Raw genomic sequence first — 16,251 nt, forward strand, 5'->3', positions numbered from 1 at the left:
AAGGGCAGCCAATTTTTTAATCCATTGATGCGGTTAACCATGCTCACTGTGCCTGCTCACGCTTCTTTTTGGCCATCATTTTCTGATAGTAGTCCACCGAATCGAAACGCAAGTCTGTCCAGTTGTCGGTGTCGAAAATTTCCGGAGTGTATTTTTCAAAAGCGCTGCGCACGTTAGGTTCCAGCGCATCAAAGCCGGAAAAATTAGTACCGAAGGCGCGCACCATAATGCGCCCGGGAGTGCGCCCCAAACGCAAATACGGATGCCAGCTGGTGAGGTTCTGGGCGTGAATTTCCGCCGGTGCCGAGGAGAGTTTGGGGTTGAGCACGTCGCGTAGCGACGCCGAATAGGTGTACATCGAATCCCAGTAGATCACCGCCTCGTTGGAGAGCTCCGGCCACTCCTCGGGTGAAAACATATTGGGGAAGGATTCAATCGATTGCGCGGGCACAAACACCCGGTCGCCAATCACATTTACCCGCAGAGGCTTGGGGGCGATACCCGGCGATTTCACACCTGCGGGGGTGTATTGGCGCACCACCGGGCCAAGTACAAACTGCTCGAGTTCGATGGTCTCTCCGGTAATGGCATTTTGCCAATGGCTGATCGGCTTGTCGGTGTCGAACTCGGCGTAGTAACCCACCTCGTAGTGGCGCACCTGGTAGCTGCCCGGCTCTGCCATGGGCTGCCACTTCTGCACCACATAATTATTGAGCGAGAAAAACGGAATAATATTTTTGCCGGCATAGCCATAAACATGGAACCGCAAAAAGGCGTGGGTCTCCTCCTCGGCAATGCTACCCATCACCTTGGCAATCACCTGGTTGCGCATCTCCGGTGTGGAGAGGTCCAGGTCGGCGATGGTGTAGTGCCGAGGGTTATCGTCACTGGCGTCCACCGGTGCAGTCGCACCCAGGGTGATGCCGGCCGCGCCCAGGGCGCCCAGGTTTTTGAGGGCCGCTCTGCGGCTGATCTTGTTGCTCATGATTGCCTGCCTGTGTTGGAACTGGAAGGGGGAAAAGAGAGGGCGAGCCGCTGCAACCAGCGGCCAACCTGCGTTTGCTAAACGGGCTATTTTTTAAGGAGTACGGTGGGCGACTCAGCGCTGAGCCTGCCGTCCAGCGCCGCCAGGGCGGAGGCGTCCTGCTGCTGGTAGGCGCGCAACATCAGCAGCGAGATATCCGCTGCAGTGGCAATTTCGGCAAGCAGCTTGGGCCCGGGCAGCTCCGGCCGGCAGATGGCACCACCAAAGTAGTGATCGACACCATCGAGTACCAAGGCGTAGCGGTCGCCACCAGGGGCGGCAGCTTCGTAGGCATCCAGGTGGACACGCCAACCAGCATCACTGCCAAAGGGAACATCCTGGGTACCGGTCTGAATTAATGCCGGCACCGCCAGAGCGGCGTAGCCATCCGTGGCGACCAAACCGGGGATGGCCGGTGGTGGCGAGAAGGCCAGCACCAGTGAAACACGGCTATCGGCCGGGTCGCCCTTAAAGCCCTCAGGTAAAATGGCATCGGCGCCACCTAAGGTCAAAGCCACCAGCCCACCATAACTGTGGCCGGCGGCAACGTAGCCGTTAGCACCGTAGGCGTCAGCCAATACCGCCATATCCTCCAGCCGCGCCTGCCACGATGCCATACCCGGGTATTGCGCCGTTAACGGGTGGTCGGTGGAGTCGACATGCAGCGGCGCATAAACCGTGTAGCCGGCCGCCTGCCAGCGGTGAATCAACGGGTCGTATTTCCAGGGTGCCGAGGCCGCGCCATGGGAGAAGAGAATCACCCCCCTAGCCTCGCCCGCCGCCGGCCAGCTCCAGACCTGCATGGTGCGCTCGCCCACGTCCAGCTCATTCACCGCTGGCGGCTCGAGGGTTACTGCCGCTGTGGCCTCCCCAGCCGGCTGCACGGTACAAGCTGCGGTCATTAGTGCGCCCAGCAACAGCAGGCCGGAAAGTAGTCGGCTAAAGAGCGAAATAGGCATGTGGCAAATTCCCGGTTAAATCTGATTGGCTACCCGGCGGGCGCCTTAGAGCGCCGCCAAAAATCCTATAGATATTACATTAACTCAATTAAGTAAAGCCGGACAAAATTATTTGCGCCCTCTTTCGACACCCACCGACCGCATGAAATTTAACCAAAAGCCACGGTTTTCGAGGCCTCAGCTGTAATTACACAGTGCTGTCCAACAGCTCCAACCCGACAGGTCCAATTTGGCCGTTGACTTTTATCAATGACGCCAGTGGTGGCCAGCCATAGTTTGAGCCTACAGATTCGCAATCAACCACCATTACACAAAGCGAAATACCGTGCCCAAAGCAAGCCGCCGGTTCTGTTTTTTATTTTTAGAGCAAGCCATCGAAGGCAAATTGTCACACACACTCAGAACAACTTAGGAGCGCCCCCGTGAAGGCCAACCCCGGTAATCGAACAACCTTAGCTGCATTGGTGGCCCTGGCCACTACCGCCACCACCCAACTCACCCTGGCCCAGGAGTCCGAAAAGGAAGCCATTAACGCCCTGGAAGAGGTGGTGGTCACTGCCCGTAAAACCGAAGAGCGCCTGCAAGATGTGCCGGTGGCTATTACCGCCATCACCGGCGCTATGATCGAAGCCACCAGCGCCACCGGCCTGGAAGATATCGCCCGTCAGACGCCCGGCTTTACCTACGAGCGCACCGTCGGCGCCTTGGGCCAGCCCTCTATGCGCGGCCAGTCCCAATCCCGAATTACCAGCCCGGTGCAGAACGTGGCCACCTTCTTCAATGGTATCTACCTGCAGCGCTCCTATCAGATCGATGGCGGTCTGTTGGGCTTGGAACGCGTAGAGGTGATCAAAGGCCCGCAAGCGGCGCTGTTTGGCCGTAACGCCTTCTCCGGTGCCATCAACTACGTCACCAAAAAGCCCAACCTGGATGAGGTGGAAGTGAAGGTCGAAGCCACCTACGGCAGCGACGAGCGCGAAGAGCTGAAAGGCTACGTCTCCATTCCCTTCAACGGCATGGGTGGCATCAGCCTGGCCGCTTCCACCGATGAGTTCGACGGCACCTGGGAAAACGACAACACCGCTTCAGAGGCCTTAAGCGGCAGCGCCCTCAACACCGAAGACAACCTGGGCGGATACGACAACGACAGCTACATGGTGCAGCTCTATCTGTTACCCACCGATGAACTGACCATCGATGCCTTCTACGCCAAACGCGACTCCCACATTGAGAACGCCGCCAGCTACGCCATCTCCACCATGAGCGCCATCCGCGCCGGCAACACCCTCAACTGCACCCCCTTCCAGGCGGGTAACACCAACTTCTACCTCAACGGCAGCAATAGCCTCTACTGTGGTGAACTGCCCTCCACACCGGAGATCGCCGATGGCGAAGCGCGCCCTGCCGGCCTGCTGGCCGACCGCCGTGGCTACGGCCACGATGGCCAGTCGGAAATTCTGGGGGCCAGCGTCGGTTACGACCTGAGCGACAGCCTGAGCCTGGCCTTTGACTATGGCCACACCGAGTCAGACTCCACCAACATGGGATCACTCTCCGGTGACCCGGTTAACGGCACCTACTTCGGCGCCACCCTGTTCGATAGCCGCGGCAACGGCAATATCGAATCCGACAGCTACGACCTGCGCGTCGAGTGGCAACAGGATGGCCTGCGCCTGATGGCCGGCACCTTCTACTCGGATGTGGACGACTACTCCTGGGGTGCCAGCTTCCTGTTTGCCCCCAACAGCGATACACCCGTCAACTACGACTTCTTCCCCACCGGTAATCTGCTGGCACCGGGTATCAGCGCCGAGCAGCGCGACGAGTCGGTTAGCGCCATCTACGGTTTGGCCGCCTACGATATCAACGATCGTTTGAGCGCCACTCTGGAGGCCCGCTACACCACTGAAGAGATCACGCAGCAGGCGGTAGACTTCGCCACTGGTACCACAACCGGTACCCGCTACAACGAAGAGTTTGAATACTTCACACCGCGCGCCACCGTCGACTATGCCGTGAACGCCGACACCATGGCCTACGCCTCGGTCGCTCGTGGTGTGAAATCCGGTGGTTTCAACACCCGCGCCACACTGGCCTCAGAACAGGTCTACGACCCGGAGACCAACTGGACCTACGAATTGGGTGTGAAAGGTTCACTGGGTGACAAACTCACCTACGACGCCGCCTTCTACTACACCGACTGGACCGACATGCAGGGCAGCCGCGCGCAAACCGGTGCCACCGTTGGTACCGCGCTGATTCTGGGCAACCTGGATGGCGCCGAGGTGATGGGTTTTGAAGTGAGTGGCCTCTACCGTTTGACCGATGAGGTGAAAGTGAACTTTGGCTTTGCCTACAGCGACGCCGAATACAAGAGCGGCACCAAGAGCGCCGTGGTTGAACGCGCCCTCTGTCAGTCCGATGCCTTCCTGCCCGCCGATGCCCCCGCCTGTGATTTCGTGAACTACGATGTTGGCGGCAACCAGGTGGCACGCGCGCCGAAAATCCAGGCCAATGTCGGTATCGCCTATGACACCGAACTGGCGGCCGGCTTTGGCCTCTTCGCCCGCGCTGACTACAGCTACCAGGACAAGATGTACACCGACGAAACCAACAGTGCTTACATCCAGGCCCGTCCGCTGCTGGATGCCAGTATCGGCCTCAGCAAAGAGGGTTGGAAACTGCGCCTGTGGGGTAAAAACATTCTCGATGAAGAGTATGTCTCCTTCGCCTTCACCACCTTTGCGCCACTCGGCCAGGGCAGTGGTGTCACTTACAGCCCGCTGCTGGGCGATCGCCGCACCGTCGGCGCCACCCTCTCTTACGAGTTCTAAGCAGCAACGCAGTTAATTCAGGCTCCTTCGGGAGCCTGTTTTTTTCCTATCAAACCGATTTTGGAGGCACCATGCGTTCCGCTTTACGCACCCTGCTGATCGGCCTGAGCCTGACCGGCCCCTGGGCCGTGGCCGACGAGTGGCCGAGCCCAGCCCAGATTGATTTGGTCGACCAGCGCCGGGCCAGCTTCCCCTGGACTGAGATCGTCTCCGCCGTGGATTGGTACACCCCCCTGGAGACGGTACCCGGCCAAGCCGGCCTACCTCTGCCGGTTGACCTGCAAGTGGCCGACCGCTACCACCAAGCTGAAGCCCTGGCCGAAAAGCACCAGAGCTACGCGCTGATCATCTGGCAGGCGGGCGCCATCCGCTATGAAAAATACTGGCCGGGCTTCGACCAAAACGCCCGCTACGACACCGCCTCCATGCACAAAACCGTACTGGCGGTACTGCTTGGCATCGCCTGGGATCAGGGCCTGATTAAGAGTGTCGATGACCCCCTGGCCAACTACCTGCCGGAACTGGCCGACACCCGCCGTGGCCAACTGCCCCTACGCGCTCTGCTGGAGATGGCCAGTGGCATCCAGTCGCCCCCACCAGGGCAGGGCTCGGAGGCGATCTCCTGGCAGACCTACCTGGGCAATGACCTGCCCGCCGCCATTGCCCATTGGCCGCAGGTGAAGGCGCCGTTTGAAGCCTTCTACTACGCCAACGCCAACCCACAATACCTGGGCCGGGTGATCGAACAGGCCAGCGGACAACGCTACGCCGACTACCTGTCACACAACCTCTGGCAGCCCCTGGGTGCCAGTGACGCCCGCGTCTGGCTCGACCACGAACAGGGACTGGCACGCACCTCCTGCTGCCTGCAGGCCACTGCCCGCGACTGGTTGCGCTTTGGCCTGCTGCTGCTCAACCAGGGCAAGGTGGGCGAACAGCAGGTGGTCTCCGAGGCTTGGCTCACACAGATGCTGGCACCTTCGCCGCAGAACCCCAACTACGGTTGGCTGATCTGGCGCGGCTCGCCCCACAACCCGGCGCGTACCTACGGCGAAGGCATTAACGCGGTGGTGCCCGCCGCCGAACCCTTTGCCGCCGACGACGTGGTCTATCTCGACGGCTCCGGTGCCCAGCGGGTCTATGTCGTCCCTTCCCGGCAGACGGTGATTGTTCGCATCGGTGCGCCCCAGCACGATTGGGACGACTCGGCCCTGCCCAACCTGATATTAACCAGTCAGAACCCCTAGCCCGGCCGCTGCCGGCTTTGGGTTCTGACTTTGTAGGAACTCAAATTGATGGAAATTACCCGCCGTAATCTGCTTAAAACCGCCGCCTCGCTGTCGGTACTCTCTACCGCCGCCGGCACCTCGTTCACCGCCAAAGGGGCGCAGAAGCGCTCGGTGGTTATCATTGGCGCCGGCCTCTCGGGACTCAATGCCGCCCTGCTGCTGAAAGATGCCGGCCTGGAGGTAACCGTACTGGAGGGGGCCAACCGTGTCGGTGGCCGGGTCTTTACCGCCGACGACGTGGAAACCCGCCCGGAGATGGGTGCCAGCCAGGTGGGCCGCTCTTACGCCCGTACCATCGCATTGTGTGAGCGCTTCGGGTTGAAGCTGATCCCCGAGGTACGCAACCTGCTGCCCATGGCGAGCCGCATCGACGGCACCTGGATCAACTCCAAGGATTGGCCCAACTCACCGCTTAATAAGATGGTTGGCGAGGAGCGCAAACTGCAACCGGCCATGGCCGGCTCGCAGTTGCTGTCACACCTCAACCCGCTGCAAGATCTGGATGACTGGCTCGACCCCAAATTTGCCGACTACGACGTCTCGGTCAAAGAGCTGCTGCTGAAAAATGGGGCCTCGGAAGCGGCCCTGCGTATGGCTGACGCCTCCAGCGACATTCACATGGCCTCAGCCCTGGCGCTGCTGCAGGAGAAGAACCGGGGTATCTTTGATGCCAAGTTTGGCGGCGTGGAGCTGAGCAAAATCGATCGACCCTATGGCAACGACAATCAGATTGAGGAAGGCCAGAAACTGGCGATGATCAGTAACATCGACGGCGGCACCTCGCGCCTGCCGGAGGCGATGGTGGCAGAGCTGGGCGACGTCGTATTCACCAACAAGATCGTCAGCAATATCAATCTATCGGACAGCCGGAAGGTGGTGCAGTGTCTGGACGGCAGCCGCTACCAGGCCGACTATGTGATCTCGGCGGTGCCCTTCTCCACCCTGCGCAATATCGCCATCTACCCGCTGCTGCAGGGGCCCCAGGCCAAGGCTGTGTACGAGATGAACTACGCCGCCACCACCCGCGCCTACGGTGTGATTGAGGAGCCCTACTGGGAGGAGGATGGTTTCGAGCCATCGTTCTTCACCAATGACGCCATCCACATGTTGTGGGCCCTACAGAAACGCCCGGGCGACGACAAACACCGGTTTATGGTGGTCTTTACCGAGCCCGCCGCCTCCCGCATCGACCAGCTGCCCGCCGACCAGGCCCTGGCCTATATCGAGCAGCAGGTGATTCGCCTGCGCCCCTCCACCAAGGGCAAGCTGCGCTACCTCACTATGTACGCCTGGCAGAAGAACCCGTTAATTAAGGGCTGCCGTCACATGTTCGCCCCGGGCCAGATCAACGCCTTTGCCCGGGAGATGATCGAGCCCCACTATCAAATGCACTTTGCCGGCGAGCACACCCGCCGCAACGACTTTGGTATGGAAGCGGCCCTGGAGAGCGGCGAACGGGCCGCGTTTGAAATTCTGATGCAGGGCTAAGTCCCCCACCCACCTGTTTAGGAGCCTCAATGAAAGCTATCTTGCAACGCCGCTACCAGCTGGCCGAACTCGCGGCAGCCACCCTGCTCGCCCTGCTCGTTGTCAGCGCCCAGGCCGACGACACACTGGCCACCCGCGGCAAACAGCTGTTTATGCTCTGCCAGGCGTGCCACGCCACCAGCGACCAGGCCACGGCCAAAGTCGGCCCCAGCCTGTGGGGTGTCTATGGCCGCCAGGTAGCCAGCAACGAGCGCTACAGCTACTCTCCCGCCCTTAGCCAGCAAGACTTTGTCTGGGAGGAAACCCTTCTGCAAAGTTGGCTGCAACAGCCCACGCAAATGGTGCCCGGCACCAAGATGAGTTTCGCCGGCATCAATGATGAGAAGAGCCGGGCGGCCATCATCGCCTATCTGAAAACCCTGCAGTAATCGGTACCCCTTGTGATCGAGAGTATCGGGCTTCACAACTGAAAAGGCTCCCAATGGGAGCCTTCTTTTTGGCAGGCTACTGCTTTCTGCCGCTAGCTACCGGTAAAGCTGGGCACGCGCTTTTCCAGCATGCTCATCGCCCCTTCACGCGCGTCGGCGGTGGCGAAGGTTTGCAACTGACGCTGCTCTTCGCAATCCAGATGGCGTTCATAGCCCTGGTCCCACCCCTCCCAGGCCAGTTGCCGCATGGTGCCGAGGGCAAGGGTGGGGCCCTGGGCCAGCTGCCGTGCCAATGCCAAGCTCTCCGCCCTGAAGCTGTCGTCGCTAAAAACGCGATTGATGAGCCCCCACTCCAGCGCCTGCTCCGCCGACAGGCGATTACCCATCAGCAGCAGCTCCTTGGCCCGTGCCCAGCCGACGATTTTGGGTAGCATCCAGCTCAGGCCGCCATCCGGCGAGACGCCAATATTGCGAAACGCCGCCAGAAAAAAGGCCGATTGGGCGGCCACCACCAGATCACCACAGAGAGCGTAGGAGAAGCCCAGCCCAGCCGCCGGGCCATTCACCGCCGTGACAATCGGATAGGGCAGCGCCTTGAGCAGCTTCATCACATAGTGGTGGTGTGTGCCCAGACTGACCCGCTCCGCCTGCGCCTGGGGCTGTCCACCGCCCATCATGCCGACATTACCCCCCGAGCAGAAAGCGCGACCGGTGCCGGTGATCAACAAGCAGCGGAACTGCTCTGCCTGTTCGCTGGCAAAGCGAACCGCCTCCCGGAACTCGTTAGCCATCTCTGCCCCCATGGCGTTGAGGCTGGCCGGGTCGTTCAAGGTGAGGATCAGGATGGAATCTTCGGTGGTGATCTCTACGGCGGCCATGGGCGATTTCCTATTGTGGTGAGAGCTTAAATATTGACAGAAATCTGCCATGTTGACACCATAGTGTCAATTTTCACCTTAACCCAGCCCAATAAAATAGGCTCGGATAAATACAATCAAATAACCAAAATGGGAGCCGCCCATGTCGTCACCCGTAGCGCTAACAGAAGCGCAAATTGCCCAGTACCAGCGCGACGGCGCCATACTGCTTAAGGGCGTTCTCACCAGCACCGAGCAGACGCTGCTGGAGCAGGGGCTGGAGGAGTCCTACCGCAGCCCGGGCAAACGCTCCAGCCGGGCCACCGACCCGACGGGCCAGGGCGAGACCTTTATGGAGTCCTTTCCCAGCCAGCACTGCCCACCGCTGCAAGAGCTGCTCGCCATTGGCCGCATTCCGGAGATCGCCGCGCGCATGATGCGGGCGCCCTCGGCGCAACTGATTCTCGACCAGATCTTCTATAAACAGCGGGGCCACATTATCGCCACCCCCTGGCACCAGGACACCCCCTACATGAAGGTGCGCGGTGACGATATGATTCGGGTCTGGATTACGGCGGACTACTCACCGAAGGCGCTTACCCTCAAGATCATTCGCGGTTCCCACCGCTGGAACGTGCTCTACAGCCCACGGCTGGGTGAAAAAGATAGCAATGCACTGAAGAAATCCGGCGATGGCCGCATCCTCAGCTTTAACCAAGCGACGGACGACAAACCGGTGGTGCCGGATATCGATCGCTACCCCGACAGTTTCGACATCCTCACTTGGGATGTGGCACCGGGTGATGCCCTAGTGTTCAACGGCAATATGCTGCACAGCGCTGGTGGCATGGACGACTACCCCCACTCGCGCCGCGCCTACACCACTATGTGGGGCGGCCCGCAACTGCGCTATGTGATCCCGCCCGATAACGCCATCCCCACGCTGGCCGATATCAACCGCCACAGTGTGCCGAGCGGGGCCGCCATTGGCGACTACCCAGAAGCCTTTCCCATCGGCTGGCCGCGGTCGCCAGCCTAACCTTCACCAACAACCAACCAAGCGCCATGAGTGATCGATCACTAACCGACAACCCCCTGATTCAACTGGTGGACGAAGTGTCGCGCCTGCAGGGTCGCTTCAAAACCCTGTTTGCCGACGTGCACCGGGAGACGGGCTTAAAAGCCATGGAAGATCTGGTGCTCAATGCCATCGTCGAAGCCGACAAACCTCCGACAGTGGCGCAGATTGGCCGCAGCCTCGGCCACCCGCGCCAGGTTATCCAACGGGCCGTCAACGACCTAGTCGACAGTGGTTTTTTAGCCAAGCAGGCCAACCCGGACCACAAGCGCGCACCGTTGTTTGCCTTAACGACCAAAGGCGAGGCACTGAAAATCCGCTCCAACCGTAAAGCCCTGGCCATCGCCGACGCCTTTCTGAGATCGATTCCCAGCCAGCAGTGCCAGCAGTTGGCCAACGAGCTAAAAGCAGTACGCAAGGCGATGGAGAGCTTCGCCCGGACCCAAGCCGATGATCAATAAGTCGCTTGTTTGCCATTCACACTTGTAACGAGACCAGTATGCCAATACCACGCGCGGTGATTGCCGACCAGTTGGGCCCCTTGGAAAACTACAGCCTGCGTGAACACGACCCCGGCGCCCCCGGGGCCGGTGAAGTGCGCATCGCCATCCGCGCCGCCGGCGTCAGCTTTGTCGATGTGCTTAACGCCACCGGCAAATACCAGGGCAAAGCGCCGGTGCCGTTTATCCCCGGCAGTGAATTTGCCGGCGTGATCGAGGCACTGGGCAGCGGCGTGAGTGGCTTGGCGGTGGGCCAGCCGGTGCTGGCCAGCCATTGGGGCGGCGCCTTTGCCGAGGCAGCCGTGGTCTCCGCCAACACGGTTACCGCCATGGCCGAGGGCATGGCCTTTGACGTGGCGGCGGTGTTTCGGGTGAGCGTGCTGACTGCCTGGCACGCATTGGTCGACCGCGGCCAACTGCAGGCCGGCGAGACGCTGCTGGTACTTGGTGCCGGCGGTGCCACCGGCTATGCCGCGGTGCAAATTGGCAAATACCTGGGCGCCCACGTAATCGCCTCGGCCACCTCTGAGGAGAAGAGAGCGATGGCGCTGGTCGCCGGCGCCGATGCCGCCGTTGATGCCCGCTCGCCACAATGGCGGGAGCTGGTGAAAGATGCCAACCAAGGCAAGGCGGTGGATGTGGTGTTCGACCCGGTGGGCGGCGACAGCACCGAACCCGCCTTTCGCAGCCTGGCGGTATTTGGCCGCCACCTGGTGGTAGGTTTTGCCCGCGGCATGACCCAACTGCCCACCAATCTGCCGCTGTTAAAAGGGGCGAGCCTGGTCGGTGTTAATCTACAGCAGTGGAGCCTGGCCGCACCGGAGCAGGCAGCCGCTACCACGCAAAAAATCATGGCCTTGGGGGCTGCCGGAAAATTCTGGCCGGTCATTGCCAAACGCTACCCGCTGGCAGAGTTTGCCACGGCGATGAACGAGGTTGCCGCCGGCAAGACGGCCGGCAGAGTGGTTTTGTTAACCCAATCGTAAAGCACACACTCAAAAGAGTGCACCCTTTAACCCACAACCAATGCACCGCTGCCCGTGCTACCGGCAGCGAGTGAGACTTAAAAATGCCGGAGCCAAGGAAAAAAAAGCAACGGCTTAACTCCCGCAGCTGCCACCAGCACTAGCAGCAGTAAACCCATGCCTTCGATTAAAGCACTTTTGTTCTCATAGCCTGCACCTAACAACGCGATAGCTGGCACTCAGGCGCAAGCCTGCCCTAAGATTACTGACTCCTCACTAAACTCATTAAATTCGCATAATAAAAAAACAAACCTGTAACGTTCAGTTAGCAACAGTTAGTCGGTAACCCAACCATCTAATTACGGGCACACAGACATGAAATATCTGGTTAAAGCCAAGTTAAAAGCTTCGCTAAAAAATGATCTTATGCGGGAAATTAATGCCGACACATTGGGCAGCGGCTCGGTCGCTTTTGGTGAATATATTAAGAATATGCAGCAAGCGAGAGTACTGGAGGATGGCACGCTCTGCTGGTTGGAGATCTGCTTCTGCAGTACACCCCTGGCTGAAGAATTACCTTATTGGCAACGCTATTTTGAAGAGATCACCATTGAAAATGCCCACAACCCAAATAACTGCCAGGATTACAACGGCAACGCCAAGCGCGCCTGCTTTGAATGTTCCTGTACCGATCAATTGGAACAAACAATGTTGAGGTGGGGCGAGCCATTTATTGCTTAATTAGGTGGCGCTAGCGGGTAACGACTCAACGCTGCGGCCTACACACCAACACCCACTAAGGCACAGCCTAAATTGAGACGCCTACCCCCAGGCCGTAAAGCCTGAGGATAAAACCTGGCCACTGTCGATAACAGCCAAAAACCATCCTACAGAAACCCCCTCAAAACGAATGAACCACTGCTCAGCCACTGGCAAGCGGTGCTACTCAACCTACTGCCGCCATCGTAAGAGGCGGGTAAATAGCAGAGCCTTAATACCGATATAAAATAAGCAGGCCAACAGCTGCGATCAAAAATTAGACTGGCGCAATCCCTACTTGCGGAGTTATTGTTTGGCTATGAAAAAGATCGAGTGGTATCCAAAGCTGCATGGAATTGTAGTCAGAAGCAACTTCTTTTCAGCCACGGCAATGCTAGCCCACATTGAACGGCTGGAAGGAGTAACGGTAGTCGCTAAAAAATCCTGCTGGCTGACCGACGATTATGAGGCCTATTTTGACTACAGAGGTTGTCGATTTATTGTTGAAACCCCCTTTGTCGAAGTAGAGGTGTGCGAAGTCGACAGGCAAACCCCCAAAGCGATATCTGGGGAGGTATTGGAACATGCGGCCAACTATCGGTGGGTTAACCCCATTTTATTTTTCTGGTCAACGCTGCGTTACTTTATGCTGCCTTTAAACCCACCCTGAATTACGGCCTCACTAGCGTCTGCGTAAGCACAGACCCATACCCATCCGGCAAACAGATCGGTGATTTAACCATTAGTCAGAGGTATTGCTATGGCCACTGTCCTATTTGTACAGATCCAATCAAACGTTGACTTTACAGCGCTTAAAAAAGCGGTTAGAGACACGTCGACCCAACTTTCTAGCCGTACCCGGTCTTATTCAAAAAATTTACGGTCGCGACCCGGAAACAGGCAAACTGTGCGGCATCTACTTTTTTCACGACAGTGATTCAGCCGATACCTTTCTACAATCCGACTTGGCGAAAACCATCCCCATCACCTATGAGGCAACCGCGCTGAGAAAGGAGCGCTACGAGGTGCTGTTTCCGGTCGACTCAGAGCGTGGGCCTATTTAGCAGTGGGCTTCAGCCAAGAAAAATTGGCAAGACCCAACAATAGCCTAGGTGGTAACAGCAACCAGTCACACGGAATAAATCAAGATTAAAAACCACCATCTGTTCAGGCTTTTTATAAGTTCCACGGGTGGCAATGCAGGGGCTCGTTTAATGAATAAAAATCTCTGCTTATTTTATGTTGCAGCGCTATTTTTCACACCGAGCATTACCGGTTGCGCGGGTAAACTTGAACATGAGCTCACCACAAGCTACAAACCAGAGACGGAATCCCAACTGGGCATTGTTATCGGCTCTGTCAGCGCCAGGCCAGCCCCAGGCAACCCTCCCTGGTACGAGTGGAGCCAATATCAGTACCGCTCCCTATCCTCGCGGGAAATAACCGGCAGTATTAGCTCTGCGTTCAAATGGAACCCTTTTTATATGTGGGGCACAATGCCGCTCTGTGCGGATGATGGCCTTGAGCACGAATGTGGCCACCTGTTCGCGCTGGCACTGCCGGCGGGAGTTTATGAAATTCACCAGGTCACACCGGCCATGATGAGCCGCACCAGCGACCACAGTTTTTCCCCAAGCGGCTGGAGCCTGCCCCTTACGCAATACACATTTGTCGTGCAGACGGGCCAGGCACTCTATATCGGCAACCTGTTAAGTCGAATCTGTATCGGTGGTATAAAACGGGGGAATCAGGTGATGGCGGCAATTGGCCTAGCCAGCGATCAAGCCGAACGCGACCTGCCTCTGCTAATCGCCAAGTACCCACAGCTTAACGGCTTACCCATAATTCAGCGGCCGCTTGCCGACACCCCGTGGCAATGGCGATTTAAAGAGAGCGATGGTTTCCAACCGCCCTACGGCTGGCCATCAGATTGCGCTCTTGAGCCAGGCCAGGTTGAAAATTATTTAAACGACAGAGAGCCGTAATCGGCAACCGATCTAAAGGAGTAGCAACCATCGAACAGCACGATGCCCAAAGCGATTGCCGCTACATCATCGCCACAATGGTCATCTTCTTTTTTCTCTTCCAGAGTCTCGTGATTTATAGTGTGGTCACCGGCACTGGTTGCGGCGAGCTGCTGGATTACTGGCAGGGCTTTGCTATGGCTGCCGACTCTCCCTTCGCAATGGTTGCCGCAATTTTTGCCTTGCTATTTGGCTGGTCCCTGGTTGATGTAATACGCGCTCTGCTTTTCAACTACCGGGATAAAACGCTGGTGGTTGTGGTATTTCTGGTAATGACCGTTTGCACACTTTTTATTGGCGGCGCGCTTAAGGCGCAGTGGGAATTGATGCAGATTGTGAGTGGCACATTAACACCCAGCGAGACACTTCTGCTCAATGTGGAGGGAGAGCGATTTGCGACAGACACCCCTTCGATTGCCCCGCCAACCACTGAGCGCTGTAAAAAATATTCCAGCCTGCCATAACCAAGTGCGCAAAAACCGCGCTCCAGCCGTCACTTGGCAAACCCCCGCTGTACTGAAATTCAGAATCAGTTTTACCACCAGGTTCACCCACTTGCTCGAACCGGCAGGGAGCCAGGTTTCGACGTCTTTGCCATCAACGCACCATTACCAACGCTCCATTACCATTAACGAACCATTGCCATGGTCGCCGGAGGCTTTGGTTTTATGGGATTGCGTAGCAGACATTGCCTCTTTCTGATCTTAGCTGGCCGGAAGCCCTAGGAAGCGCAGTATCGTCAATAGCGAGTAATCAGCACCAGCACCGGTCACCCTAACGCCATCGCCAGACAGGAAAGACCAAACTTAATAAAGAGTTCCAGCTTAATAGGTGCAGCGGTGTTGTTCTTTTTAGCACAATCTAATAGAGTGTAACTGTCGTTTATATCGCCATATCCGCTTCAATATAATGAAAAATGAGCCAGTCTTACTAGACAAGATTATCGGTTTAACATCCCTGCGTGATGTCGAACTGCTGGAATTCAGTCTGCTGCAAACCATTCAGGATTACCTAAAACCCCGCACCATCAGCCTGGTTAAGGTCAACAAACGGGGGCAGCCGCTCTCGCTGACCGAGTTCAATCAAGAGAGCTGTCAGGTCCATTACGAAAATATTACCTTGAGCCAGCCGCTGCAGAGCGCCATCCAACAGTTTGAGAGCAGCCAAAGTCACGAGCTGGCCACCCAGCTGGACAAGGATCATGTGTTGACGCTTTACCTGCTGGAGGAGTCCAACCACTGTGCCAGCTTTCTGACACTGGAGACCAAGAGCTGCTCCACCCCCAACTCCAGCTATCTGGTCAGCGGCTTTATTCAGATCTACCGCAATTTCTGCTCGCTGTTGGCCGAGTCGCAAACCGACGAATTAACCGGGCTCGCCAATCGTAAAACCTTTGAGGAGTACATTCTCAAACTCTACGAGCAACCGGTGAGCTTCGATGAGAACCACCCCAACAATGCCCGCTTGTACGGCGGTAAAAATTACTGGCTAGCCATTATAGATATCGATAATTTCAAAACCATTAACGATACCTTTGGCCACCTCTATGGTGACGAAGTGTTGCTGGTGCTGGCCCAGCAGTTAAAGACCAAATTCCGCGAGGACGATGCTATTTTCCGTTTTGGCGGTGAGGAGTTTGTCGTTATCTTGCGTGCGCCCGACCGCGATGCCTGCCACCAGATTTTAGAACGTCTGCGGGAGTCGATCGCCGAACACACGTTTCCGGGCGTGGGCCATATCACCATCAGCATTGGTGCCCACCAGATTAGCGCCGATACCTTTTATGTGACCCTGCTCGATTACGCCGACAAGGCGCTCTACCACAGCAAAAAGAGCGGCCGCAACCGCATTACCTTTTTTGAAGATATGGTCGCCAACGGCCTGGCCAAATACGAGGCCGTGGAGTCAGGTACGGTGGATCTCTTCTAGCGCCCGATAGTCAGCCACCGGGCGCTCTAACACACTCCTCTAATCCCCGGAGTCCCCCCTTCGATCAGCGCGACTTTACCCAAACTGCCGCCCTCGTTATGCTTTGCCCTGATCTGC

At 57.6% G+C, this 16,251-nt stretch carries 16 protein-coding genes; 13 read left to right on the forward strand and 3 right to left on the reverse strand.

The genetic code is table 11. The features are described 5' to 3' along the window. Positions 1–43: 43 nt before the first annotated feature. Together SBL51_RS08265 and SBL51_RS08270 are read right to left on the reverse strand one after the other, a co-directional pair. Entirely contained in the window at positions 44–985 is a 942-nt protein-coding gene (locus tag SBL51_RS08265; protein WP_317930425.1) for a DUF1838 family protein, read from the reverse strand. Positions 986–1,071: 86 nt separating this feature from the next. Further along, positions 1,072–1,983, reverse strand: coding sequence for an alpha/beta hydrolase family protein (locus SBL51_RS08270; protein WP_317930426.1), 912 nt, complete (start codon positions 1,981–1,983; stop codon positions 1,072–1,074). A gap of 422 nt (positions 1,984–2,405) precedes the next feature. On the opposite strand from SBL51_RS08270, the gene SBL51_RS08275 reads away from it, so the two are divergent. From SBL51_RS08275 to SBL51_RS08290, 4 genes are all read left to right on the forward strand, one after another. After that, positions 2,406–4,817: a TonB-dependent receptor gene (locus tag SBL51_RS08275; RefSeq protein WP_317930427.1), complete on the forward strand. Its 2,412-nt coding sequence runs from the start codon at positions 2,406–2,408 to the stop codon at positions 4,815–4,817. Between the two features lie 71 nt (positions 4,818–4,888). Then, entirely contained in the window at positions 4,889–6,064 is a 1,176-nt protein-coding gene (locus SBL51_RS08280; protein ID WP_317930428.1) for a serine hydrolase, read from the forward strand. Positions 6,065–6,112: 48 nt separating this feature from the next. Beyond that, positions 6,113–7,594, forward strand: a complete 1,482-nt coding sequence (locus SBL51_RS08285; protein ID WP_317930429.1) for a flavin monoamine oxidase family protein — start codon at positions 6,113–6,115, stop codon at positions 7,592–7,594. 29 nt (positions 7,595–7,623) lie between these two features. Further along, entirely contained in the window at positions 7,624–8,022 is a 399-nt protein-coding gene (locus tag SBL51_RS08290) for a cytochrome c family protein (protein ID WP_317930430.1), read from the forward strand. Positions 8,023–8,114: 92 nt separating this feature from the next. On the opposite strand, the gene SBL51_RS08295 is transcribed toward SBL51_RS08290, so the two are convergent. Then, positions 8,115–8,900, reverse strand: a complete 786-nt coding sequence (locus SBL51_RS08295; protein ID WP_317930431.1) for an enoyl-CoA hydratase-related protein — start codon at positions 8,898–8,900, stop codon at positions 8,115–8,117. A gap of 142 nt (positions 8,901–9,042) precedes the next feature. Here SBL51_RS08295 and SBL51_RS08300 point away from each other — a divergent pair, with 142 nt between their 5' ends. The 9 genes from SBL51_RS08300 (at position 9,043) to SBL51_RS08340 (ending at position 16,134) form a co-directional block, all read left to right on the forward strand. After that, on the forward strand, positions 9,043–9,918 hold the full coding sequence (locus SBL51_RS08300; RefSeq protein WP_317930432.1) for a phytanoyl-CoA dioxygenase family protein: 876 nt from the start codon (positions 9,043–9,045) through the stop codon (positions 9,916–9,918). Positions 9,919–9,944: 26 nt separating this feature from the next. Then, positions 9,945–10,418, forward strand: coding sequence for a helix-turn-helix domain-containing protein (locus tag SBL51_RS08305; RefSeq protein WP_317930433.1), 474 nt, complete (start codon positions 9,945–9,947; stop codon positions 10,416–10,418). A gap of 38 nt (positions 10,419–10,456) precedes the next feature. Then, positions 10,457–11,443 carry an NADPH:quinone oxidoreductase family protein gene (locus SBL51_RS08310; protein WP_317930434.1) on the forward strand — a complete coding sequence of 329 codons (987 nt, stop codon included), beginning with the start codon at positions 10,457–10,459 and terminating at the stop codon, positions 11,441–11,443. 354 nt (positions 11,444–11,797) lie between these two features. After that, the gene (locus SBL51_RS08315) at positions 11,798–12,163 is read left to right on the forward strand and encodes a hypothetical protein (protein ID WP_317930435.1); all 366 of its coding nucleotides are present in this window, start codon (positions 11,798–11,800) and stop codon (positions 12,161–12,163) included. 337 nt (positions 12,164–12,500) lie between these two features. Further along, positions 12,501–12,851 carry a hypothetical protein gene (locus SBL51_RS08320; protein ID WP_317930436.1) on the forward strand — a complete coding sequence of 117 codons (351 nt, stop codon included), beginning with the start codon at positions 12,501–12,503 and terminating at the stop codon, positions 12,849–12,851. Between the two features lie 127 nt (positions 12,852–12,978). Further along, positions 12,979–13,245 (forward strand): YdhR family protein, encoded by a 267-nt coding sequence (locus SBL51_RS08325; protein ID WP_317930437.1) that lies wholly within the window; start codon positions 12,979–12,981, stop codon positions 13,243–13,245. 150 nt (positions 13,246–13,395) lie between these two features. Then, entirely contained in the window at positions 13,396–14,166 is a 771-nt protein-coding gene (locus tag SBL51_RS08330) for a hypothetical protein (protein ID WP_317930438.1), read from the forward strand. Between the two features lie 110 nt (positions 14,167–14,276). Then, positions 14,277–14,669, forward strand: coding sequence for a hypothetical protein (locus SBL51_RS08335; protein WP_317930439.1), 393 nt, complete (start codon positions 14,277–14,279; stop codon positions 14,667–14,669). 445 nt (positions 14,670–15,114) lie between these two features. After that, positions 15,115–16,134, forward strand: a complete 1,020-nt coding sequence (locus SBL51_RS08340) for a GGDEF domain-containing protein (protein WP_317930440.1) — start codon at positions 15,115–15,117, stop codon at positions 16,132–16,134. Positions 16,135–16,251 lie beyond the last annotated feature (117 nt).

The sequence above is a fragment of the Halioxenophilus sp. WMMB6 genome (assembly GCF_033283405.1).
In the GTDB taxonomy this organism is placed as follows: Bacteria; Pseudomonadota; Gammaproteobacteria; order Pseudomonadales; family Cellvibrionaceae; genus Halioxenophilus.